At 42.5% G+C, this 24,537-nt stretch carries 17 protein-coding genes; 16 read left to right on the top strand and 1 reads right to left on the bottom strand.

Features of this window, described 5'->3' with window-relative positions:
- Positions 1 to 310: 310 nt before the first annotated feature.
- Entirely contained in the window at positions 311 to 949 is a 639-nt protein-coding gene (locus tag AB4128_RS14135; RefSeq protein ID WP_055022561.1) for a trimeric intracellular cation channel family protein, read from the bottom strand.
- 487 nt (positions 950 to 1,436) lie between these two features.
- Here AB4128_RS14135 and AB4128_RS14130 point away from each other — a divergent pair, with 487 nt between their 5' ends.
- From AB4128_RS14130 to AB4128_RS14055, 16 genes are all read left to right on the top strand, one after another.
- Positions 1,437 to 2,411 carry a methylenetetrahydrofolate reductase gene (locus tag AB4128_RS14130; RefSeq protein ID WP_055022562.1) on the top strand — a complete coding sequence of 325 codons (975 nt, stop codon included), beginning with the start codon at positions 1,437 to 1,439 and terminating at the stop codon, positions 2,409 to 2,411.
- Between the two features lie 314 nt (positions 2,412 to 2,725).
- Positions 2,726 to 4,249 (top strand): DUF3360 family protein, encoded by a 1,524-nt coding sequence (locus tag AB4128_RS14125; protein WP_372038066.1) that lies wholly within the window; start codon positions 2,726 to 2,728, stop codon positions 4,247 to 4,249.
- A 486-nt stretch (positions 4,250 to 4,735) separates the two neighbouring features.
- The gene (locus AB4128_RS14120) at positions 4,736 to 5,188 is read left to right on the top strand and encodes a hypothetical protein (RefSeq protein WP_055022564.1); all 453 of its coding nucleotides are present in this window, start codon (positions 4,736 to 4,738) and stop codon (positions 5,186 to 5,188) included.
- A 79-nt stretch (positions 5,189 to 5,267) separates the two neighbouring features.
- The gene (locus AB4128_RS14115; RefSeq protein ID WP_055022565.1) at positions 5,268 to 5,768 is read left to right on the top strand and encodes a Na+/H+ antiporter subunit E; all 501 of its coding nucleotides are present in this window, start codon (positions 5,268 to 5,270) and stop codon (positions 5,766 to 5,768) included.
- Entirely contained in the window at positions 5,768 to 6,064 is a 297-nt protein-coding gene (locus AB4128_RS14110; protein WP_055022566.1) for a monovalent cation/H+ antiporter complex subunit F, read from the top strand. Before AB4128_RS14115 ends, AB4128_RS14110 begins: the two co-directional genes overlap by 1 nt.
- Positions 6,061 to 6,402, top strand: a complete 342-nt coding sequence (mnhG, locus tag AB4128_RS14105; protein WP_055022567.1) for a monovalent cation/H(+) antiporter subunit G — start codon at positions 6,061 to 6,063, stop codon at positions 6,400 to 6,402. Before AB4128_RS14110 ends, mnhG begins: the two co-directional genes overlap by 4 nt.
- Positions 6,403 to 6,428: 26 nt before the next feature.
- A complete protein-coding gene (locus AB4128_RS14100; protein WP_269454733.1) occupies positions 6,429 to 7,424 on the top strand; it encodes a Na(+)/H(+) antiporter subunit B in 996 nt (331 codons plus the stop codon).
- Positions 7,405 to 7,767 carry a cation:proton antiporter subunit C gene (locus AB4128_RS14095; protein WP_055022568.1) on the top strand — a complete coding sequence of 121 codons (363 nt, stop codon included), beginning with the start codon at positions 7,405 to 7,407 and terminating at the stop codon, positions 7,765 to 7,767. The genes AB4128_RS14100 and AB4128_RS14095 overlap by 20 nt, the downstream gene beginning before the upstream one ends.
- A complete protein-coding gene (locus tag AB4128_RS14090; protein ID WP_065109878.1) occupies positions 7,767 to 9,245 on the top strand; it encodes a monovalent cation/H+ antiporter subunit D family protein in 1,479 nt (492 codons plus the stop codon). The genes AB4128_RS14095 and AB4128_RS14090 overlap by 1 nt, the downstream gene beginning before the upstream one ends.
- Complete coding sequence (locus AB4128_RS14085) at positions 9,242 to 10,732, top strand: monovalent cation/H+ antiporter subunit D family protein (protein WP_372038062.1); 1,491 nt, start codon at positions 9,242 to 9,244, stop codon at positions 10,730 to 10,732. The genes AB4128_RS14090 and AB4128_RS14085 overlap by 4 nt, the downstream gene beginning before the upstream one ends.
- Complete coding sequence (locus AB4128_RS14080; protein ID WP_372038060.1) at positions 10,722 to 11,072, top strand: hypothetical protein; 351 nt, start codon at positions 10,722 to 10,724, stop codon at positions 11,070 to 11,072. Before AB4128_RS14085 ends, AB4128_RS14080 begins: the two co-directional genes overlap by 11 nt.
- The gene (locus AB4128_RS14075) at positions 11,059 to 12,759 is read left to right on the top strand and encodes a Na(+)/H(+) antiporter subunit D (RefSeq protein WP_372038081.1); all 1,701 of its coding nucleotides are present in this window, start codon (positions 11,059 to 11,061) and stop codon (positions 12,757 to 12,759) included. Before AB4128_RS14080 ends, AB4128_RS14075 begins: the two co-directional genes overlap by 14 nt.
- A 307-nt stretch (positions 12,760 to 13,066) precedes the next feature.
- Entirely contained in the window at positions 13,067 to 13,540 is a 474-nt protein-coding gene (locus tag AB4128_RS14070) for a Fur family transcriptional regulator (protein ID WP_055022573.1), read from the top strand.
- A gap of 494 nt (positions 13,541 to 14,034) precedes the next feature.
- The gene (locus tag AB4128_RS14065; RefSeq protein WP_372038058.1) at positions 14,035 to 20,913 is read left to right on the top strand and encodes a choice-of-anchor U domain-containing protein; all 6,879 of its coding nucleotides are present in this window, start codon (positions 14,035 to 14,037) and stop codon (positions 20,911 to 20,913) included.
- Positions 20,914 to 21,171: 258 nt separating this feature from the next.
- Entirely contained in the window at positions 21,172 to 21,852 is a 681-nt protein-coding gene (locus tag AB4128_RS14060; RefSeq protein ID WP_192022128.1) for a response regulator, read from the top strand.
- Positions 21,821 to 24,058, top strand: a complete 2,238-nt coding sequence (locus tag AB4128_RS14055) for a tetratricopeptide repeat protein (protein ID WP_372038056.1) — start codon at positions 21,821 to 21,823, stop codon at positions 24,056 to 24,058. Before AB4128_RS14060 ends, AB4128_RS14055 begins: the two co-directional genes overlap by 32 nt.
- Positions 24,059 to 24,537 lie beyond the last annotated feature (479 nt).

The following is a 24,537-nucleotide window of genomic DNA, read 5'->3' as shown; positions in this document are numbered from 1 at the left end:
ATCGATAATAAGGATTAGTGCGAATCTTATATGAAGGAGCGAACCCTACAAATAACCGTATTTGATTAGCACTCAACCAAGACAACGTTGGCTTAATCACAAACACAGATGTAGTTTGAAAAGAAATAGAAAAACCAGAATGGGGTGAAATACACCCCACTGATGACGAATGACTGTTCTCGTTGATGGCAGCTATTGTCAATGACAGCTCTTGTAAATAATAGGCCTTGTAAATGACAGTTCGTGCAAATGACGGCCCTTATAGATGGCAGCTCTTGTTAATGACAGCTCTTGTCAATAACGGCTCTTGTTAATGAAGACTATCTGAAGGAGTCTGGTAATCAAACTTGGGCATTGACCACTCATATCGAATCGCCAGCATTCTGAAACTAAAGCCAAACATCACAGCAATTGATAAGCTTATCCATTCAACAACACCGCTGAATTTCATCACCACATACAAGGCAGCAGTTGCGAGAGCAACAAGTGCATAGAGCTCTTTTTTAAAGATAAGCGGCACCTGATTACATAAAATATCTCGAATGACGCCACCAAAAACACCCGTCACAACTCCCATAACGATCGCAATTTCAGGACCATAACCAAGCATCAAGGTTTTTTGTGCACCCACAATAGAAAATACCGCTAACCCGACAGCATCAATTGCCAAGAATAGGCGCGAAAGGTAACGCATTAACGGTGCTATCATCACCGTCAGTAAAGATGCGGTAGCGATGGCTAACAAGTAGTGCACGTTTTCAATCCATATAATGGGATAATTTCCCAGTAACATGTCTCGTAATGTGCCACCACCAATGGCAGTAACACAGCCAATGATAACGACACCAAACAAATCCATTTGTTTTTTACCTGCGGCCAACGCGCCTGTCATCGCTTCAGCTAGGATACCAACTAGCCATAAGGCACTGATCACTTTAACTTCTAACATAACACGCACTAACAAATAAAAAAGGAAGCAAATATTGCGCTCACCCCCGCTAAAAATACAGATATAATTTCTAATTTTATCATTATATTTTCTAATGCTTTTACAGTGAAAATTTACACAAGCACTTACAGCTATATGGTTGAAAGATTTAAAACCAAAATTTAGTAATTAATAAAATAGCTAACACAGTATTTATGCAACCAAAACAAATAAGGACTCTATATGCACCAAAAGTTACATTAACCTTATCCTATTCGCTATTATTATGTTGCTGTGTATTCCAACTGCCGCCATTCAACACACTGAATTACTATTAGAGTCGACAGTAATATCAGTCAGTGTTTGGCAACACAAAACGATTAGGCTTTTATCATTTAGCCGCTAAATGACGATGACCTTAGTTATATCTAAAAATTATCTTATTGAGCCTTAACAACCGCCCTGATTTAAGACACAATGTAGATAACATCCATCTAGACGGCTAAACATGAGAAAATCATTAAAACAGCGATCGTCAGATCATCACCGTGGAATATACTTTATTGGTACTACCCCACCGAAAATCGATACTGATTTTGAGTCGGTCAGCATTATTGCTGATAAGTTACTCGCTCGCCTTGATGAGATAAGTTTTGACGGTTTGATCATTTATGACATTCAAGATGAAACCAGTCGTACTGACACCCCTAGACCTTTTCCATTCAAAGCCACCCATGACTCTGGCACCTATGCACAATTAATCAACCAAAAGTCAGGTAAGCCTGTTATAGCCTATAAGAGTGTTGCAGGGCTGGATGAGCGAGGGTTTAATGAATGGTTATCTCGCGCTTGGTATCAAAACAATGTCAGAGATCTCGTCTTGGTGGGCTCCCCCTCTACTCAGGTAAAAAGTTCATTACCACTTAATGATGCTTATAAGGTCTTAGCTTCGCACTCTCAGGACTTCTATCTTGGTGGTGTTGCCATTGCAGAGCGCCACTTAAGCAAAAAGAATGAACACATTCGTTTATTAGGTAAGTCGACTCAAGGCTGCGAGTACTACATTACTCAAGCGGTATATAACGCCCAAGCGACAATTGATATGCTAACCAGCTATGCTCAAGAATGTGAGTTAAACAACATTAAACCCAATCGAGTTATCTTAACTTTCTCACCTTGTGGCAGCGCCAAAACCCTAGAATTTATCAACTGGTTAGGGGTATCAGTACCAGAAGAAACCAGTGAGCGTATTCTATCTGCAGCCGATCCATTATATGAGTCGATTAAAATAAACCACAGTAATCTACTGCAAATTTTAGATGCGGTGATTCAGCTAAATATCCCGTTAGGGTTAAACATTGAAAGTTTAACTAATCGCAAGACTGAAATTGATGCATCTATTTTGATGTATAAATTACTGAAAGGCACCATGGATCAAGCCTTAGCACAAAATCAAATTGATCAATTTGTGCTGAATAAGTGATCACACAAAAACTATCATTCTCTATGGTGCTGATGCGCCATAGAGACTCCTTTAAGTTTCATCTAGCTAACACCTTTATTAACAGGCTTCTTGCTAACAAAGCATCAAACTCCCCTATATATCGCTTTTTTACCTCACAACGCTAGCGACACTGACTTCACCCAAACCTATTTTACTAATGTAAACAAATATTTACCTACGACTAATGTCTGAGGTTAAAACGCCGATTATTACTCGCTATGGCTATAGGGTTCAGATAAGGTGCTTCTAATTTAAAGCAGTAGCACTTTTAGTGAGTGAGCAATAGGAATGATATGAGCAGTAATTCAAAATCCATACATGAACAGAAAAGTGAATCTCCCCCCAGTCAATCGCAAACGAATCCATCCAACAAACAATATCAACAGCAACATAAACCCAGTTCTGTCTTTAACTCTCGAGATGAGTATTTAGAGCATGAATTAACGATTATGGATCCAAAGCGCTGGCGCCCTAATCTACCAGGCAAAGACTATCGCTTTGAACTGGAAGACACCATTCCAGCAATGGCTGCAACCATAGGTAAAGTGGTCATGGTCGGCGCCATTGCCACCACATTTGCAACCTCACTTGGCCTTGAAGAAAGCTTTATTCTGGAAAATGTCCGTTACGAACTCATTATTGCCGCTTTCTTCATTGTCATTTTCTCAGGTTTTTTATTGCCTACAGCAAACTTAGCTGGCACCCACGGACCGCTTATTCCCATTATTCCAATTGTGGTTGCAGCAGGCGGCCACCCAATGGCATTTGGACTACTCATTGGCGCCTTAGGCTTAATTCTTGCCATCAGTAAAGGCGGGAGTATGCTCGCCAACCTCACCAGTAAAGGGGTTTGTGGCGGACTCTTGCTGTATTTGGGGTTTGTTGGTACTGCATCACAAGTAAAAAAGCTGTATGCATGGGCCAACAGTATCGGTATGGAACACATCGCATTTATCGTGATTTTCTGCACCATTATTTTATATGCCTTACTAGAGCACTGGCGAAAACGTTGGCTAGCCGTGCCATTAAGTTGCTTACTCGGTGGTACGTTAGCCTTTGCCCTCGGCGCGCCATTTGAGTTTCAAACTGCGCCAGGTCTACCGAACATGAGCCCAATGTACTGGTGGGGAGAAAGCTCAGGTTGGATGCTTGGCTTACCGACTCTTGAAAGCTTTATCGTGGTTTTGCCCTTCGCTGTGCTCGCTGTCGCGATGTGGTCGCCAGACTTTTTAGGTCATCAAGTATTTCAAAAGATTAACTACCCGCAGCGCACTGAAAAAGTGCATATGAATATAGATGACACGATGACCAGCGCTTCAATTCGTCAAACCTTTGGTTCAATGCTTGGGGGGGCCAACTTCACTTCATCTTGGGGCACATACATAGTCCCTGCAGCAATTGCTAAACGCCCCATTCCTGCTGGTGCGCTACTGACAGCCTTGTTCTGTGTTATTGCCGCACTTTGGGGTTATCCAATGGATTTAGCCATTTGGGAACCCGTATTGTGTGTCGCCTTAGTCGTTGGGGTATTTATCCCACTTCTTGAGGCTGGTATGGAAATGACCCGAGAAGGAAAAACCACTCAATCAGCTGCGATTGTGGTGTTTTCGTCAGTATTAGTTAACCCTGCTTTTGGTTGGTCACTGACAATGTTATTGGATAATTTAGGTTTAATAGGCTGTAAAGATCGCAGTGCTAAACTCACCAAAATGAACCGCTGGATAGCCCCTAGCGTTATGTTTATCATTCTTACAGGCGTGATGGCATTAGTTGGCTTACTACCAGGTATTCCAGCCATCATTTCAGGATTAAACTAACGGTTCATTCGCCAAAAATTTAAGCTAGCTGAGCGCTAATGACATAACTGAGTAATAAATAGACAGAGGCTTAAACCTACAAGCCTCTGTGAATAAAGCCGCCAACCTGCTTTTGTAGATCCAAATATTAACAATAACCGCCAATCCCCCAGCTTATCGAGCTTACTCACCAACTTGAAAAATATTCGACATTATAAAAAAACAGTCTATTTACACTTACTTAGTATTTAAATTAAAACAAACTGTGTTACAAACGAATAACAGGGTTAAATAAAAAACAATTCGATGTTAATTTAAAAAATCTTTGTGTTAAATCAATGTTAATCACAAACTTTTATGGTTTGCTTGAATAGTGTCGGCATATATCGCCTTAAAACGAGCAAAGAATAACCATATAAAGTAAACCAAAGGTACCTAAAGCGTATTGCGCTGATACCGTTCAATTTATGAATGTGCAATCAATAGAATTATAAAAAAGGGGTTCATATGAGGATCATCCAACTCTTAGCGCTATTAACGTTCACACTCACTTTTTCACTATCAGCAGTTTCGAGTAACGCTAAAAATGAAGAGCAGCTCGTTCTTTCATCTTGTTTATCAGTTAATAAAACCGCATCTGAGATGTCGACTCAAGCATGTTCCTACTATATTCAAGGCTTTCTTGCTGGCTCATTCAACACCAGTCAACAGTATGAACTAAAGAACACATCGGGAGGATTCACCGATAGAGCCTATCGCACCCGAGTCGGTAAACAGACATCAAAAATACTTCCAACTGAGGTTTGCATACCTGCAAATGAAACCAAAGAGCAGTTAGTTGGGCGTATCGTCGATAGAACAATTGAGCAATTGTCACCGACTACAGATTCATTGCAAGGGCTGCACAGTCAGATTTATCAAGCAATCGCCAACGAATCGTCGTGCGAGCAGCAAGATTAACGGCAACAGAAATTAAAAATAACTTTTACCGGCAGGCTAAGTTTTAGCTAGCAATAACTCACACTAAGTATTGATTAATATGACACAAGAAATTAAACGCAGCGTCGTGCCAAGCCATCGGCTTAGCTTGATATTAACACTGGCGCTATTTTGGTGGATTAACTCCAATTACAGCAACCCTTTATTATTATCTTTAGGGGCTGGTTCAATCATGCTGGTGCTCTATATTGCGCAAAAAATGGATGTAATCGATCAAGAAACTCATCCTATTCGTCTTAATGCCCACATGCCCAGTTACGCACTATGGCTAGTTAAACAGGTCATTTTGTCGAATATCAGTGTGGTTAAACATATTTGGATGGGTAATAAAAGTATTACCCCCGTACTGACCACCATAGACACGCAGCAATGCTCAGATATTAATAAAGTGATCTACGCTAACTCCATCACCTTAACCCCAGGAACCGTAGCGATAGACTTAATTGATGACCAACTCACCGTTCATGCTTTAGATAATGCTGATATCGACACACTTAAAACCGGAGAGATGGATCGCCGGGTAAGGGAGCTTGAAAACTAATGTTAGCCGCTGCCACAATCGCCATTCTAGTTGTTATGTTACTTGCGATCATTCGCTGTATCGTTGGTCCCACCCTTTACGATCGAATATTAGCGTTCAACTTTTTTGGCACTAAAGCCATTTTGTTGATTTCCGTTTTAGGTTTTTTAATGGGTCGCCCAGAGTTTCTCGACATAGCCCTCGTCTACGCCCTCATTAACTTTATCAGTGTTATCGGCGTATTACGTTACTCAGATTCTGCCGAATTTAAAGTCGCTCCTTATAAATCTCATCCAACCAAGGAGACTAAAGAATGAGCTTGTTACTCGAAATCAGCAGCGGTATATGCCTGCTAATAGGGAGTTTTTTATGCTTTTCGGGTGGGATAGGAATTATACGTTTCCCAGACTTTTACACCCGCATGCATGCTGCAAGTGTTACCGACACATTAGGCGCAGGCTTAATTCTTATCGGCCTTATGCTGCAAAGCCCCAATGGTATGGTCTTAATTAAACTGATATTGATTTTAATTTGTACGCTGTTCATTAACCCATCTGCCAGTCATGCATTAGCAAAAGCGGCACTACATAATGGCTTAATACCAAAGGAAGCTAAGCGTGCAAATCTGGGAGGGAACAAGTCATCGAAGCTTTAGTTGATATCATACTATTAGTATTTTTAGTGGTGATTGCCATTGCAATCGTGCGCATGACTGACCTATTAGCCGTTGTCATGTTAAGCGGTATTTATGGCTTATTATCTGCCTGTTTCTTTGTTGTACTCGATGCAGTAGATGTGGCCTTTACCGAAGCATCTGTTGGTGCGGGAATATCGGGGTTACTCATGTTAGCGGCCATTACAATGACAGGCCGAAAAGAAGCGCCAAGGCGTCATAAGCCTCTTTTATCATTATTTGTCGTACTGGTTACAGGTGGCATGTTGATATATGGCACGATGGATATGCCTTACTTTGGCGCCGTTGATGCTCCAGTTCACCAGCATGTGGCCCCTCGCTATATCCATGACTCTATGGAAGAAGTCGGCGTTCCTAATATTGTGACCTCAGTGTTAGGCAGTTACCGTGCCTTTGATACCTTAGGCGAAGTTGCGGTTATTTTTACCGCTGGTATTGGTGTGCTGTCATTACTCAGATTACCACGTCGTCGTAAAAATCCTCAATCAGATGAAGCGACTGAAGAGCAAATGCACGAACGTCATATGGTCGTGCGTATTGTCAGTAAAGCCCTCATTCCTTTCATCTTATTGTTTGCCCTTTATGTGCAGTTCCATGGTGATTTCGGCCCTGGTGGTGGTTTCCAAGCGGGGGTAATTTTTGCTGCTGCGATTATTCTATACACCATGTTATTTGGCTTAGAAACTGCTCAAAAGGTATTTAATCCAGCCCTCATTCAACTTCTTGCCGCTGTTGGACTATTGCTTTACGCCTCCGTTGGGGTTGTTTCAATGATTAATGGCGCAAACTTCTTAGATTATAACGTGTTAGCCGAAAATCCACTCGATGGTCAACATATCGGGATTCTATTGATTGAACTAGGAGTCGGTATCACGGTTGCATCGGTCATGCTGAGTATCTTTTTTAATTTTGATGCCCGCAGACAAGCCCAGCAAAACAATAACAAGCAAAAAGGGGAGCAAGATGTTTCTCGGACTCTATAACTACTGGATTGTAGTCCTGTTGATGATGATTGGTTTTTATATCGTCATCGCCCACGGTAACTTAGTGAAGAAGTTAGTCGGACTCACTATTTTCCAAACCTCGGTGTTTATCTTTTATATCAGTGTCGGCGTTGTCGAACGAGGCAGTGCCCCCATTCTAGCTGAAGGGATCAGTGATTACTCTAATCCTTTGCCCCATGTTCTGATCCTAACCGCGATTGTGGTTGGTATCGCAACCACAGCACTTGGGCTTGCGCTGGTCATCAGAATCAAAGAGTCGTATGGCTGTATTGAAGAAGATGAGATCCAAAAACAAGATCAGCTAAACGAGGAAAAATCATAGTGCTAGCTCACCTGCCTATTTTACAAGTCGTGCTGCCGCTAATGGCAGCCCCACTATGTTGGTTTTTAAACCGTTCAAAACTGGTGTGGATATTTGCCTTATTGGTCTGTGCTGCAACTTGTGTCAACAGCATACTATTGCTGATAGAAGTGATGAAATCAGGGACCATCATCTATGAACTCGGAGGTTGGGAAGCCCCTTGGGGGATTGAATACCGCATAGATAAGCTGAATGCCTTATTGTTGCTCATTATCTCAACCATTGGCACTGTCGTCCTGTTTGCCGCTAATACCAGCATACAAAAAGAATTGAGCGAAGATCGCCACACCCTGTTTTATAGCCTCTACCTATTATCACTAACAGGTATGTTCGGGATTGTTGCAACCGGCGATGCTTTTAATGTCTTTGTCTTTTTAGAAATTTCTTCACTCTCTGCCTATGCGTTAATTGCTTTAGGTAAAGACAGACGCGCACTGTGGGCTGCATTTCAATACCTGATTATGGGGACGATTGGTGCCACGTTTATCTTGATTGGCATTGGTATGTTGTACCAAATGACTGGCACATTAAACATGAGTGACCTTGCTGTTCGCTTAGTTGATGTTGGCCATACCCGTACTGTGTTTGCCGCCTTTGCCTTCTTGATTGTTGGCATCTGCTTAAAACTGGCGCTTTTTCCACTTCATCTTTGGTTACCAAACGCATATGCCTATGCACCTTCAATTGTAACCGCCTTTTTAGCAGCAACCTCAACCAAAGTGGCAGTGTATTTATTAATTCGGTTTACCTTTACCGTATTTGGCATCAGCTTCTCATTTACCAGTTTGCCTTTACAAGACATTCTAATGGTACTTGGACTCGTAGGTGTTTTTGTTGCTTCTATCACTGCGATTTATCAGCAAAACGTCAAACACATCTTAGCTTACTCAAGTGTTGCTCAAGTCGGTTATATGATTATCGGTTACTCCATCAATACCAGCACGGGTGTCATGGCAAGCTTACTGCACCTGTTTAACCATGCGTTGATGAAAAGTGCATTATTTTTAGCATTAGGCGCCGTCATGTACCGCATTGGTAGTGTTCAACTAAGCCAATTTCAGGGGCTAGGCCGACAAATGCCATTAACCATGTCTGCAATTGTCATTGGTGGATTAAGCCTTATTGGTGTGCCATTGACGGTCGGTTTTGTCAGTAAGTGGTATTTGCTCATCGCCAGTGTTGAAGCAGGTATGTGGCCAGTTGCCGCCCTGATCCTCTTAGGTTCGTTATTGGCCATTGTGTATATCTGGCGCATTGTAGAAATGGCCTACTTTAAGCCGCCATTACCTGGACGTGAAACGGTTAAAGAAGCTCCTTGGACTTTCCTTGGTCCTATTTGGGCTCTTGTCATCGCTAATATCTATTTCGGTATCGATACTCGCCTGAGTGTGCAAGTTGCACAGGCGGCTTCTCAAAGCTTGTTTGGAATAAACCCATGAATCCATCTTTGGCGCTGATGTTACAGCTAACTATATTATTGCCTCTGCTGGCAACACTTGCTATTGCAGCAACAGGTAATAAACCTAATCTTCGAGAGGCTGTTACCATCAGTATCAGCCTTGTGGTGCTTTACTGCGTTGTTAACCTCTATCAAGCACTTAAAGCTGGTGCGAACATTGAGGTGTCATGGTGGGAGCTCATGCCTGGCTTAGAAGTCAGCTTTGTGATTGAGCCGCTTGGCATGCTATTCGCTCTGATTGCCAGCTTCCTTTGGTTAATTACCACCATTTATGCCATTGGTTATATGCGTGGTCATAATGAAGATAACCAAACCCGCTTTTATATCTGCTTTGCTTTGGCGATTAGCGCAGTAATGGGGCTCGCTTTTTCTGCGAACTTATTTACTCTATTTATCTTCTACGAAGTGTTAACCCTATCAACTTATCCGTTAGTGACCCATGCTGGCACAGATAAGGCTAAACAAGGTGGTCGTGTTTATTTAGGGATCTTACTCAGTACCTCTATCGCCTTCTTCTTGCTCGCTATTGTATTAACTTGGTTAATCAGCGGCACACTTGAATTTACTGCTGGCGGCGTATTTGATGCCAATGTAGATACCACAATTGCTGGCGCCATCTTAGTGTTGTTTATTTTCGGAATTGGTAAGGCTGCAATGATGCCGTTTCATCGCTGGTTACCTGCAGCGATGGTTGCTCCGACCCCAGTCAGTGCACTACTCCATGCGGTTGCTGTGGTAAAAGCTGGGGTATTTACTGTACTTAAAGTTTGTATCTTTATTTTTGGTCTCGACCTACTACCGACATTGCCAACCACTGAATTTTTACTTTATCTAGCGGCTATATCAGTATTGTTAGCCTCAATCGTAGCAATGAGGCAGGACAACTTAAAAGCCAGACTAGCTTACTCTACGGTGAGCCAACTCGGTTATATCACCATAGGAGCACTCCTTGCCACACAGTCGGGAGTGATCGGCAGCTCAATGCATATTGCCTCTCACGCTTTTGGCAAAATCACCTTGTTCTTCTGTGCTGGCGCCATTTTGGTGGCCAGCCATAAATCTAAAGTCAGTGAAATGCGTGGGCTAGGTTTTACCATGCCTGTCACTATGGCCGCTTTTTTCATTGCTAGCTTGAGTATTATTGGCGTGCCACCAGCTGGAGGGACCTGGAGTAAATGGTTCTTGCTCATGGGCACCATCGAAACTGGTTACTGGTTCGTGATGGTAACCTTAATGCTCAGTTCTCTACTCAATATCGCGTATTTACTGCCTATCCCTTATCACGCATTTTTCCCTGGTAAAGGTGAGGCACCTGAACATCGCGGCATAAAAGAAGCGCCTTTACCTTCTTTGATCGCATTAACTATTACTACGTTAGGCTGCTTGATTATGTTTATCCATCCTCAGCCCTTTTATGAATTGGCGAAAGCTATCTTGACTGTATCTGGAGTTAGCCATGGACAATGAGAAGCAGTATTTTTTCGATAAGCCCAAAAACATTCAGCTTATTTTATATCTGCTATACGCATGCTGCGGTGTGCTTGTGGTGCTTGATTTTGTAATCCATCGCCACGTTTATCATAGCTGGGAAAACCTCCCCATTTTCTATCCTATTTATGGCTTTGTCGGCTGTGTCATTTTGGTATTAATTGCCAGCTGGATGCGTACCTTTTTGATGCGACCTGAAGACTATTATGGCCCAGTTGAAGCGCCTGATAACAGCAAGATAGAAATTATCGCCGTCAGCGATGGCCATGCCAAAGAAGCTAACAATAACAATGAAGGTGATCGCAATGTGGATGCTTGAGTTACCGCCGTTTGTACTCTTTTTGATTGGCGGATTAATCGCTGCAACGACGCGAGGAAAGCTTCGTGGCGCATTGATGATTGCGATTCCAATCATCAGTGGATTGCATTTATGGACAGTGCCAGAAGGCATCCACCTGCAATTAACGTTTTTAGACTATGAACTCATCCCCTATCGAGCGGATAAATTAAGCCTGATGTTTGGCTATATTTTCCATATCGCCGCATTTATTGGCATAGTTTACTCATTGCACGTTAAAGACACAGTGCAGCAAGTTGCCGCCATGCTTTATGCGGGTAGCGCCATCGGCGCGGTGTTCGCCGGTGACTTGCTAACCCTATTTGTGTTTTGGGAGTTATTAGCCTTTACCTCAGTCTTTTTGATTTGGGCTCGTAGAACCCCTGCTGCCTATAGCGCTGGGATGCGTTACCTCATTATGCAAGTTCTCTCGGGCGTCATTTTACTGGCTGGCGCACTGTTGTATATCAGTGAGACTGGCAGTATCGCCTTTGACTTTATCGGCTTAGACAGCATAGCGGGCTGGCTTATCTTTATCGCTTTTGGCATCAAGTGTGCTTTTCCTTTTGCTCATACTTGGCTTACCGATGCTTATCCAGAAGCGACACCAACAGGCACTGTACTGCTTAGTGCATTTACCACTAAGGTAGCCGTTTATGCACTGGCTCGAGCCTATCCTGGCACAGAGCTACTTGTATATATTGGCGCTGCGATGACCTGCTTCCCAATTTTCTTTGCCGTCATTGAAAACGACCTACGTCGCGTACTGGCTTATAGCTTGATTAACCAAGTGGGCTTTATGGTGGTCGGTATTGGTATCGGCACCTCGCTTGCATTAAATGGCGCGGTATCACATGCCTTTAATGATGTGATATTCAAAGGTTTACTGTTTATGAGTATGGGCGCAGTGCTGCATATGACAGGGCGAATAAACGGCTCTGATCTTGGTGGTCTTTATAAAACCATGCCTAAGACCACCATACTGTGTATTGTGGGTGCGGCCTCTATTTCAGCATTCCCTCTGTTTAGCGGCTTTGTCAGTAAATCGATGGTGATGACGGCTGCAATGGAAACAGGCCATGATTGGGTTTGGTTAATGCTATTGTTCGCCTCTGCAGGTGTGTTCCATCATGCTGGTATTAAAATTCCTTATTTTGCTTTCTTCGCCCATGATTCAGGCATTAGAGCAAACGATCCGCCAAACAACATGCTATTGGCAATGTTCATTGCTGCCTGCCTGTGTATTGGTATTGGTATTTACCCAGCGGCGCTTTACTCATTATTGCCATATGATACGGGTTATAACCCTTATGATGCGACCCACGTACTCGCACAAACACAGCTGTTATTGTTCTCGGCGCTGGCCTTTGTGTGGTTAAATCTTAAAGGTAAATATCCGCCAGAATTGCGCTCAACTCACCTTGATGTCGATTGGGTGTATAGACGTTTAGTCCCTAATATATTGCAACGTATGTTTGCGGTTATTTGGAAAGTCGATGCAGATGTACGTCAGTCAGTTCGTGGCAAACTAAGTCAATGTCAGGCATTTTTAGCCCGCCAATACAAAGAAGGTGGTAGCTTTATCTCAAGCGACTATCCGTCTGGCAACATGGTGCTTTGGGTTGCTGTTATTCTTGCAACCTATCTGTTTATTGGCTTTGTAAATTAACCTAACTGGTAGAGCTGATTAAAAAAAAGAACACGCTAGCCTGTTTTGCTAACAAGAGTTACATACAGGCTAGCGCACTTGTCATTTTTCATTTGCCATTTTCCAATTAGCATATCCTTAAGCCTTTCCTATTTTTAGCCTCTGTTTTGAACATTGATCTTACGCCGATTAAGTCGATATCAGTTAATCTGCTCACACAATTTCGATTCTGGTTGTGCTTTAGAAGCAATGTTTCACTCTTTATCATTTACAATGTCATCACGACAATAAATAATAACGCCAATTATGATTTCTCTTGAGCTGAACTATGTCTACTACTAATAACGCTGAAATTTTTGCTAAGGCAGAACAAATATGTCACAACAAAGGCGTTAAACTTACAGCGAAAAGAAAAAATGTATTAGGTGTGTTACTTGATTCTAGTAAGCCATTATCTGCTTATGAAATTGTCGATATATATCGCACGACTCATAATGAATCATTAGCGCCAATGTCTGTTTACCGAATGCTGGATATATTGAGTGAATTGGCATTGGTTCATAAACTATCATCAGAAAACAAATACCTTGCTTGCTCACACATCACTTGTACTCATGAGCATCAAGTCCCGCAGTTTTTAATCTGCAAAAGCTGTGGCAAAGTTGCAGAAAAAGGCATTCAAACCAGTGTAATCGAAGCATTAAAAGAAAGTATTAACCAAGCCGACTTTCAGCTTCTTAACTCTCAAATAGAATTACAGTGCCTCTGTAATGACTGCGCTAATCCAAGCGAGAAAGGCTAATTCTTCACAAGGCAACATTCTGCCAGTCATACTAAAAAACAGTGATGACCTCGTTACATTGATAATAACTGTATAACGGTTAACGAGGCTTTTACCTCGTGAGCCCAACGATTGCTTAACGCTTGTGTCAACATCCAAATTAAACAAACATCTAAGCTAATCAAGCCTTAAGCTGGCAATTTCTAAACAAAAAAGTAACTAGAGCTTACCCAAGCCTAGCTAAATCCCCCTTCTTTCGTTGACTTAATTGCCCCCTCTATTTAACTGATTCAGCCCTTTAACATCGTTCATATTTTCCTGTTCATCGACTCCTGTCACAATTGCTCTTCCCTATAAAAACGCGCTTGCTCCCATGGACAACACAGATTCATGTGGTGTTAAAAAGTTAAAATACAACCAACTTGCATATTTGTTCCTTATTTCTTCCTTATTTGTTAAATACAATCAAAATAACTCAACGTTTTTTCAAAATAATTATAACCTTGGTGTCAATTATGCAGTTCAAATTATCCCTTCTGTTAACCACTTTCTTTGGTGTTATTAGTTTAACCTCACCAGTAAAAGCCAGTGGAATCGACTCTGACGATGATGGTGTAGCCGACGCAGTTGATGTGGACATTGATGGCAATGGTTTAATCGAAATCAATAGCCTTGAGCAATTCAACAATATCCGTAATAACTTAGCGGGCACAGCTTATGACAACGGTATTAGTGAGAACACAACAGGTTGTGGTAATAACGACGACATTATTGCTTGTTTTGGTTATGAGTTAACCACTAACTTAGATTTTGATGAAAATGATGATGGTGTTAAGAACGACACCTACAATACAGGTGAAGGTTGGACACCTATTGGCACCCTCGCTGCACCGTTTACTGGTACCTTTGACGGTAATCATTTCACGATTGCAAACCTGTACATCAACAATACGTCTTTAACAGGCGATGACGACAGTCTTGGCTTATTCGGTCATGCTGAAAATACCACTATCGAAAACCTTCATGTTAATGGTCAGGTAACAGCTAGCGGTTATTACGTTGCCGGCCTAGTTGGTTACATCTATGGTAGCAGCCCAAGTGTCATGACCAACATCTCATTTACCGGAACAGTAGAAAGTAATCAAGCTGGGGCTTATGCCGGCGGTATTGCTGCTCGTGCGAGCCAAGCAACGGTTAAGCAATGTTTAGCCACTGTTGATGTAACAGGCCAAGGTGATGCCGGTGCATTTGCAGGAGAGCTCGTAAATGGTAGCGTTGAAAACTGTCTAGTCAATGGCTCTGTCATTACCTCTGGCACAGTCGGCGGCGGTTTTATTGGTAACCTTTCAAGTGCAGACGTCACTAATGTCGCCTCTCATGCTAGAGCCGAGGCGAATAATGCAGTGGGCGGCTTAATTGGCAGCGTTGCTTCTTCATCGTCAACCATCACAAATAGCTTCTCAACAGGCTCTGCTAAGCAAGCATTTAATAAAGGCGGACTAACAGGCTCTGCACTTGGGACTGTGACAGATTCATACTGGGATACCCAAGCCAGTGGCAACGCGTCAAGTGGCTCAGGTACTGGCTATACCACAACTGAGTTACAAGCGCCGGTTACTAACGCTGGTATCTATGCCAATTGGGATGAAGCCTATTGGGATTTTGGTACATCTAGTCAGTACCCTTCACCTATTATCAACGGTGTTGCTTTTCACGATAGAGATAATGATGGCGTTCCAGATTCATTAGACGCTTTCCCTGATGACGCCGCAGAATGGGCAGATACTGATAACGATAATGTCGGTGACAACGCTGATGCTTTCCCAAATGACCCAACAGAGTGGTCCGATGCCGATGGCGATTTAATTGGCGATAATTCAGACCCTGACGCCGACAACGATGGCGTTGCCAATGAATCAGATCTATACCCATTTGATGAGACAGGATCAACTGCTGCACACGATGTTGACATCGATGACGATGGCTTAATTGAAATCTCAACGTTGGCTCAGTTACACGCGATGCGTGATGACTTAGCAGGTAATAGCTTAAGTGGTGTTACCGCAGGTTGTGCCGGTTTAACTGACGGTACAGGTTGCATTGGTTACGAATTAACCACAGATTTAGACTTCGATACTGATTCTGACGGCGATCTGTCAGATGAAACCTACTATAACGCAGGTGAAGGTTGGCAGCCTATTGGTACTTCTGATGACCGCTTTGCTGCAAACTTCAACGGTAATGGTTTCACCATTCATAACCTATTTATCAATCGCCCAGATGAAGACTATCAAGCACTATTGGGTTATGTAGCCACGGTGAGTGTCACGAATATTAATATCGACGGTGATTTAACTAGCGTCACAGGCTTGAACAACTCAGCATTCTTAATTGCCCGAAACAGCAGCGATGATTCAGCGGTGCTGAGCAATATTAACGTGCAAGGTACCATCCTTGGTAATGATGACAGCGGTTTAGTTGCAGGTCGACTTTATAACTTAGATGCGGATCAAGTTCATGCACAAGGTAATATCACGTCGATTTCTATTACTGATGACGCAGGTTCTGATACCGGTGGTTTGTTTGGTCAATTATCAGGGACCAACACCTTAGATAACGTGAGTTTTGAAGGCGATATTCAGGCCGTGACGTCTGCAGGCGGCTTAATTGGTGATGCTGAAAGTGTCACGATTAACGATAGTTACGCGATTGTAGATATTACCCTGATTGATGAAGCAGGCATTGAGACAGATATTGAAGTCGCAGGCGGTCTTATCGGTAAAGTTGAAGGCACAAGCGTGTTAACCCGAGTGTTTGCCCAAGGCAACATTACTGCCCCAAAAATTCTAGGTGGTTTAATTGGTGATATTGATGGTGCGACAGAGGTGGTTGACTCATACGCTGATGTTTCACTGTTAGGTGACTCGATTATTGGTGGTATCGCAGGTGACTTAAATGCAGACTCAACATTTGAGCGAGTCTTGGCATATGGTGCTATTAACACCAATGATGATCAAAATACTGATACAGGTGGTCTTTTAGGTTACAGCGCATCAAATACATTATCTGTTGTGTATGCCCTTTGGGATACCGAAGCAACTGGCATATCGAGCACATTCAACAATTCAGGCGCGGGTTATACATCTGAAGAACTGCAATGCCCTACAACACCTGTTGATGTTAATTGTAACAGTACCGCTTATACAAATGACTGGTCTTCAGCCAACTGGGATTTCGGCACGTCCGAACAATATCCTGCATTATTATTAAGTGGCAATTTATACCGCGATGCTGATGCAGATGGCTATTGGGCGTTTGAAGATGCATTTGATGACGATGCGACTGAATACCTAGATTCTGATAGCGATGGCGTGGGTGATAACGCAGACGCCTTCCCTAATGATCGTAATGAACAATACGATACCGATGGGGATGGTGTTGGTAACAATGCTGATAACGATGATGCTGGTGACTTAGTCACTACTTATGGCTTAAACGGTATTGCTTCAGCTTATGTGCATAACGGCGATAGAGAAATTTATATTACTGACGCCATTGCTCACGATAATGGTCTGTACCTTGTCGGTAGTGCATATTACGATGCCCATACTGATGATAGCGGTGTGATCATTGATGTTGATAGCACAGGTGAAATCAACACAGATTTTGCTGAAAGCGGCGTTCTTTATGCTTTAAATCAAGGACTAGCAACTCACTTTAAACTAGCACTAACAAATGAAATCGGCATTAAAGTCGCAGGTGATAAAGACAATCAAGTATTTATCGCTCAGTATGATGCTACTGGTGCTTTAGATACTCGCTTTAACGAGACTGGTGTTTACGATAATGAAGACGGTTTAATTATTCGTGGGACAGACGTTGCCTCAACTTTATCTGATGGCAGCACCGTCATTTACGGTAAGTACACCTATCAAAACTTCGCACATAAGCTCAGCAGTGACGGCACTTTTGATACTAACTTTGGTGATGCGGGTAATTTGTCTGTTGGTACTACTGAACTTGGTAGTTCCGTCTATTTCATCGATGCGTTAGTGCTTGATGATGATAGCCAAGTGTTAGCAATGCAGAAACAAGATCGCACTTTCTATCTGACCAAAATTGACGTTGATGGCAACATTGATACTAGCTTTGGTACGGATGGCGAGCTAGCACTTGATAGCGATATGTTTGCCCGTTCAATTAAATTAGCTAAAGACGCAGAAGGCAATGTTTACGCTGCGGGTACAACATCAAACGTTGCTAAACGACTCAGTGTACTGAAAATTGTTGATGGACAACTTGACAGCACATTTGCAGACAATGGTTATTCGGCCAACGATTTTGACGAAGATGTTAGTGTCTGGAATGTTCAAGATATTCAGATTCAACGTGACGGCCGTATACTCATATTGAGTGGTGTAACGGCTGATTACGCCCACGTTGTTCGCTTTACTGAAAATGGTGAATTAGATAGTCAATTCAATACCGTAGGCTATGTTCGCTTAGATGTACAAGATTACGACCCAATCAAATTGATCGTTCAAGACGATGGTAACTTGTTAATCGCTGGTTCTGACTGGAATGGTTTTGGCATTCACCTAGTAAACATGCTTAACGACTACGACCTAGACGGCGATGGCTTAACTAACTCGAATGATCGAGATGATGATGCTGATGGCGTTGAAGACATCAGCGATGCCTTCCCTCTTGACCCAACTGAAACGTTAGATTCAGATAACGACGGTGTCGGTGACAATGCAGACGCATTCCCGAATGACGCATCTGAAACGGTAGATACTGATAACGACGGTGTCGGTGATAACACGGATGCTTTCCCAAATGACGCCTCTGAAACGGTAGATTCAGATAACGACGGTGTTGGTAATAATGCAGATGCTTTCCCGAATGACGCCTCTGAAACGGTAGATTCAGATAATGACGGCGTTGGTGACAATGCAGATGCATTCCCGAATGACGCATCAGAAACATTAGATACTGATAACGACGGTGTCGGTGATAACGCTGATGCATTCCCGAATGACGCCTCTGAAACCTTAGATTCAGATAATGACGGCGTTGGTGACAATGCAGACGCATTCCCTACGGATCCAACTGAAACGTTAGATACGGATAACGACGGTATTGGTAACAATGCTGATAATGACGATGATGGTGATGGTGTTATCGATGCGAATGACCCTAACCCGCTCGATCCTAATGACTCAGACACACAAGCACCTGTGATCAGTCATGTTGAAAGTATGACATTTGAAGCAACAGGCGAGTTAACTCAAGTGCAAGTACCTCAGCCATCAGTGATGGATGATAACGATGCTTCACCTGAACTAACAGTGGATACGGATAACTTCACCTTTAGCTTAGGTGAGCATGTCATCACTTGGACAGCGACTGATATGTCGGGCAACCATTCAAGTGCTGAACAAGTTATCACCATTGTCGATACTACAGCGCCAAGCTTTGACGATTTAATCGATATGTCAATTAATGCCCAGGGGCGTTTAACTAATATTGCTAACTTAGTGTCGCTATCTGCAACTGACTTGGTCGACGGTGACATAAGTGTAAATATTATGGGTGACACTTTACTGACTTCAGGAAGTCATATTGTTGAAGTAGAAGCAACTGATGCCCTTGGTAATATGGCTGTATCGTCATTTAATCTCGACATTGTGCCAATGCTAACCTTGCCTTCTCAGCGCCCTGTTGAAGCTGGCGGCGAATACACTATTAATGCTTACTTAAATGGTGAAGCGGCGAACTACCCAGTGCAGATTTCATATAGCTTACTCGTTAATGGGTTTGTTAATAATCAACTGGTTGCAGATATTGAAGCAGGTCAAGTTGGGCAGCTCGACATAGCGATTCCTGAAAGCGTGACTAACGAAGATCAATTGCAGCTTCAGTTAGATTATGGTGTAAATGCATTTATTGGTGATGCCAACATAACTGAATTAACCCTGATAGAACGAAATGTTGCGCCTAGAATGAACCTCACTCTGCGTCAAAATGGCCGAGTAATTAGTGTTATCGATGCCAATAATGGCATGGTTACCATCACTGCAAATGTGCGTGATATTAACCAAAACGATACTCACAACCTCACCTGGTCAAGTATTGATGGACTCGTTGATGCAGCCATTGACGAAAACCTAATGACATTCGAAATAGACCCAAGCTTATTGCAGTCTGGTGTTTATCAAGTTAATGCTATTGCTACTGAAACCAATACTTCTGATGTCTTCTCTGTCTCTCGCACCGCGCAATTGGTGATTGCCGACTTGCCAACGTTAGGCAGTGATGTTGACTCAGATAATGATGGTATCCCAGATAGCGATGAAGGATATGCTGATAGTGACGGTGACGGTATTGCTGATTATTTAGATAATGATGCTAACGACACCCGCTTACCGACGCAGAACGATGCAGAGCCAGCTCACACCGAAGACGGCTTATCAATGACGCTTGGATTGTTTGTGTCTCGACTCGGTATTACCGCAGATTCAGCAAGCTTTTCAATTGAAGACTTAATCGCGTTATTACAAGCTGGCGATGCCGATCCTCAAGATTCGTATTTTGAGACTATCACGCCTGTTTATAACTTCATCGTTAATGGATTAAGTGAGCAAGGTGAATCTGTTGCAGTGGTGATTCCATTAGCAGAAGGTCAAACATTACCAGCTGATGCTATATACCGTAAGTACAACCCATCACTAGGCTGGTATAGCTTTGTTGTTGATGCCAATAACAACATCAGCTCTGCATTGGCGGATGAAAACGGTAACTGCCCACTTGTTAATGATGCAACTTATGCTCAGGCCTCGGCGCAAGGATTAGTCGAAGGTAACAACTGTATTCGATTACTCATTGAAGACGGTGGTCCTAACGATATCGACGGTCTCGCCAATGGCTCAATTGAAGATCCCGGTGTGGTTACCGTGCAAACAGGTACACCTCCTGTGAATACTGCGCCATCACTAGTGCTTGAGAGCCACAACAATGAAGTTGAAGAAAACAGCAGTATTACCCTGATAGCTGTCGGTAGTGATGCAGAGGATGACTCACTGAGTTATCAATGGCAGCAGTTATCAGGCCCAGCTGTGTTACTTGAAAATCAAACAACCAATCAACTGACTCTGACAACACCAGAAGTCAGCAATGATGAAGTGATTGAGGTTCAAGTCACGGTATCTGATGGCGAACTCAGTTATTCAGTAACGACCAGTTTAACCGTTACCAATAAAACTGAGGTAGAAACTGAAGAACCTACACAGCCCGAGCCTGAGCCAGAGTCAAACTCGAACAGTGGTGGTGCCTTTGGTATTTGGTTTATGTTATTGATGCTAATCGGCTTCAGTCGCAGAAGGTACAAATAAGAAAGTACAAATAAGCGTAGACAAGCCGACAGTACTGCATAAAACCTAGCGGATCGCCTTAACAACGTCGCCATCTTCTTTATTACCGCAAAAGAAGATGGCGACACAACAAATCAACAAGATAGCAATAAGTTATTTACTATGGGAGAATGAAATCTAAACTTGTAATAGCCATGGACGTTTTACAATACTTAGCTGTTTTGTAATAACTAAAAGGGGTAGTGCTGGAACAAGGAACGACCAGCTGCGGTATACCACATGAACGAAACACAAGAAAAACAAAAAATTTTAATTGTTGAAGATGATCTTGATATTGCCGAAAGCTTGGCATTATTTTATCACCACCATAACTTAGAAACGCTTCATATTGATGATGGTGCTAATGTGATTCAAGCGGTTTCAACATACCAACCTGACCTTATCGTCTTAGATATCATGCTACCCAATAAAACAGGGATAGAATGCTGTGAAGAAATAAGGCAATTTAGCAATGTGCCCATCATCATGCTCACCGCCAAAGTCAATCAATCTGATAAAAATATTGGTCTAAGTACGGGTGCTGATGACTATCTGTGCAAACCTTTTGACACGATGGAACTTATCCTCCGCTCAAAATCACTGTTAGCCCGCACTCAGGGAACGGTTAGCTTTTCAAAGCTCACCGTCGACCCAGAAAAAGGCAAAGTGGTTTATCAAGACAAAAAGGTCGAGCTATCTACTCTTGAGGCAAGCTTATTTTCACTGTTGTATAACAAACCTGACAGGATCTATTCACGCGATGAAATATTAGATCTGGCCTATCCTCAGTATCGTCATATCACAGATAGAACGATCGACAGTCACGTAAAAAAAATTCGCAATAAGTTTAAAGAGGCTGGCATTACTGAAAACCCTATAGAGTCGGTTTATGGAGCAGGCTATCGCTTCTGTCTTCGCTAAAACAAGCACTATCCAACTCATCAGCAGCACTTTAAGTTTATTCATTAAAGTGCTGCTGGTTGTTGGCTATATTCACAGTATCAGTATTGTGCAAGCACAAAGTCAGCCTATCTCCACCTCTGATATCGAAGCTCAACTAAATGACATTACGTCATCATCTAAAAAGGCAGAGTGGCAAGTTAAAGACATCATCAAAACCGCGGCAGGCGATGATCTTGTGCGCGCTCAATTAAAATTGGTCTCCATTTATCGTAAAAGCGGCCAACAAGCCAAATCGGAACAGTTACTAAATGAGTTAGTTACAGCGCTTCCCACTTATCACGATGAACTTAAAATCAAAGTACTGATCAGCGCAGCATTTTTTGAAAGGCGCAAAAATAACTATGCCAAAGCCGCTGATATCATCGTCAATCAGGCCTTGCCTATCGCGTTACCTGAGGCCATAGAACTAGGGCGTTTATATCAACTCGCTGGCGTATTTCTTCGATTGCAAATGAAACTTAAAGAAGCGAAAGAATACTACTTAATTGCACTAGAGATTTTTCAGCAAAACGAAGACTACAACAGTGAAGCCCAGATATTCAGCCAACTAGGCGTGTTGTACGAATCAGAAGGTGATTTAGTGTTAGCCGCAGAATATCAAATTAAAGCCATGCGCTATTTTGAAAGAACAAACGACATTGAAGAACTCGCTGGCAACTATTTTAACCTAGGTGAATTATATTACCGCGCTCACGACTACACCAAGTCACTGAGCTTTTACCTCAAAGCGCTGGATTACGATAAACAACTTAATAGCATTCAAGATATGGGATTTGATTACCACCGAATCGGCAGCATCTATCTTGAAACCAATGACTTTGATAAAGCAATTGACTACACCGATAAAGCCATCGCTATTTTTACAAGCGAGTCTGCCAATCAATTGCTGTCTCGCTCTCACCTGCAAATGGCTAAAATCTACAACAAACTTAACGACAATATTCAACGTTTTAAGCATTTAACCATAGCGGTAGATACCGCCCAACTGGCGCCAACAGATCATCAATTAAGGCAGGTCTGGCATGACTTAGGCGCTTATTATTTAGAAAACTTTGATTACCCTAGAGCAAAACAATATCTAGAAAAATCACTCGTTATCTCAAATAAACTTGGCCTGCTAGATCATCAACTCAGTGACAATGAATTACTCAGTAATATTCACCACGAACTAGGTGAATACGATGATGCCCACCAGCATCTAGAGTCAGCGTTTAAGATAAAACTCCAGCTTCACTCGGAGCAAAGAATTAGAGAAATCGAGAAACATAAGCGTGATATTGACCTGCTCGAAGAACAGATTAAAGTCGCTAAATTACAGGAAGAAAATAAAGCGGTTGAAGCGGAAGCTGAGGTCCATAAAACCATCTCTCAAGGCGTGATATTTATCGCCTTAGTGTTGCTTTTTTTGTTTACGGTTCTGATTTACTTTTTCTATCAACGCCGTAAATTGGCAATATTAAAAGCCAATCTTTACCAAGATGCCTTAAATCAAAAAAATCAGATTCTAGCGGATGTTTCTCACGAGCTGCGTACCCCGTTAACCGCACTCAAATTACAGGTAGATGCACTAAAATATCAACTGGTTGATGATGTTGACTTAAGTTATCAAAAACTCGGTACTAAAATCGATGATTTAAACCACCTGATCAGCGATATATACGAGCTCGCCTTGTCTGATGTCAATGGTTTATCGTTTGAAGCAAGCCAAGTCGACTTTGTCCCTATCTTAATGAACTGGGGCGAAGAATTTGAACACTACGCTAGCGCCAAAGGTTTTGAGTGGCATCTGGCTATTAACGCCAATACAGCGCTGGTGAATATCGACACAGACCGCATCAAACAAGTGCTATCTAACTTGCTCACTAACAGCATTAAATACACGGATGCACCCGGTCAAATTTCATTGAGTCTAGCGGTTAATTCAAACAATTTAATACTGGTATTAAAAGACAGCTCCCCTGGCGTACCAGATGAAGAACTCGAAAAGATATTTGAACGCCTCTACCGAGTGGAAAAGTCTCGCAATAGACGCACAGGCGGCTCAGGCCTTGGCTTGTCTATCAGCCAAAACATCATCGAAGCTCACGAAGGCACTATCTTCGCCTCCAAAAGTGACCTCGGCGGCCTAGCCGTCACTATTCGCATTCCACTTTGTCAGCAATAATTTTACTCAGATTATCACTGAATAAACCCACTCAAGCTTTATAAAATTCCAGCCAAGAAAAAAGCGACTCGACAATCGCTTATTAATAACTTTACATTGATTGCTTCGCTGGTAAACCCAACCCTAAGCAGTGCTAATGCCGAAAGTAAAACATAAAAGCCGCTGTTTTTCGACACGATATTGACTGCTGTCAATGAGTATCGAAAAACTGCAGCTGATACAGTATGACTAACTAAACACCTGAAATTGCGTCGCCGGTGCCTACCCAATTAACCCGAGTAGCGTTACTGCCGATAGTAAGACAAAAAAGCCGCTGCTTTTGGCCACGGAGTTGACTGGTGTCAAACTCCTTATTTCGAGCTATGCAAAAAGTAGCGGCTGATGCAGTCTTACTAGCTAAACACCTGAAATTGTGTCGCTGGTGCCTACCCAATTTGCCCGAGTAGCGTTACTGCCGAAAGTAAGACAAAAAAGCCGCT

It is taken from the genome of Shewanella sp. 10N.286.52.A9 (assembly GCF_041468985.1).
In the GTDB taxonomy this organism is placed as follows: domain Bacteria; phylum Pseudomonadota; class Gammaproteobacteria; order Enterobacterales; family Shewanellaceae; genus Shewanella; species Shewanella japonica.
This window is presented reverse-complemented; position numbering and strand designations above follow the sequence as displayed.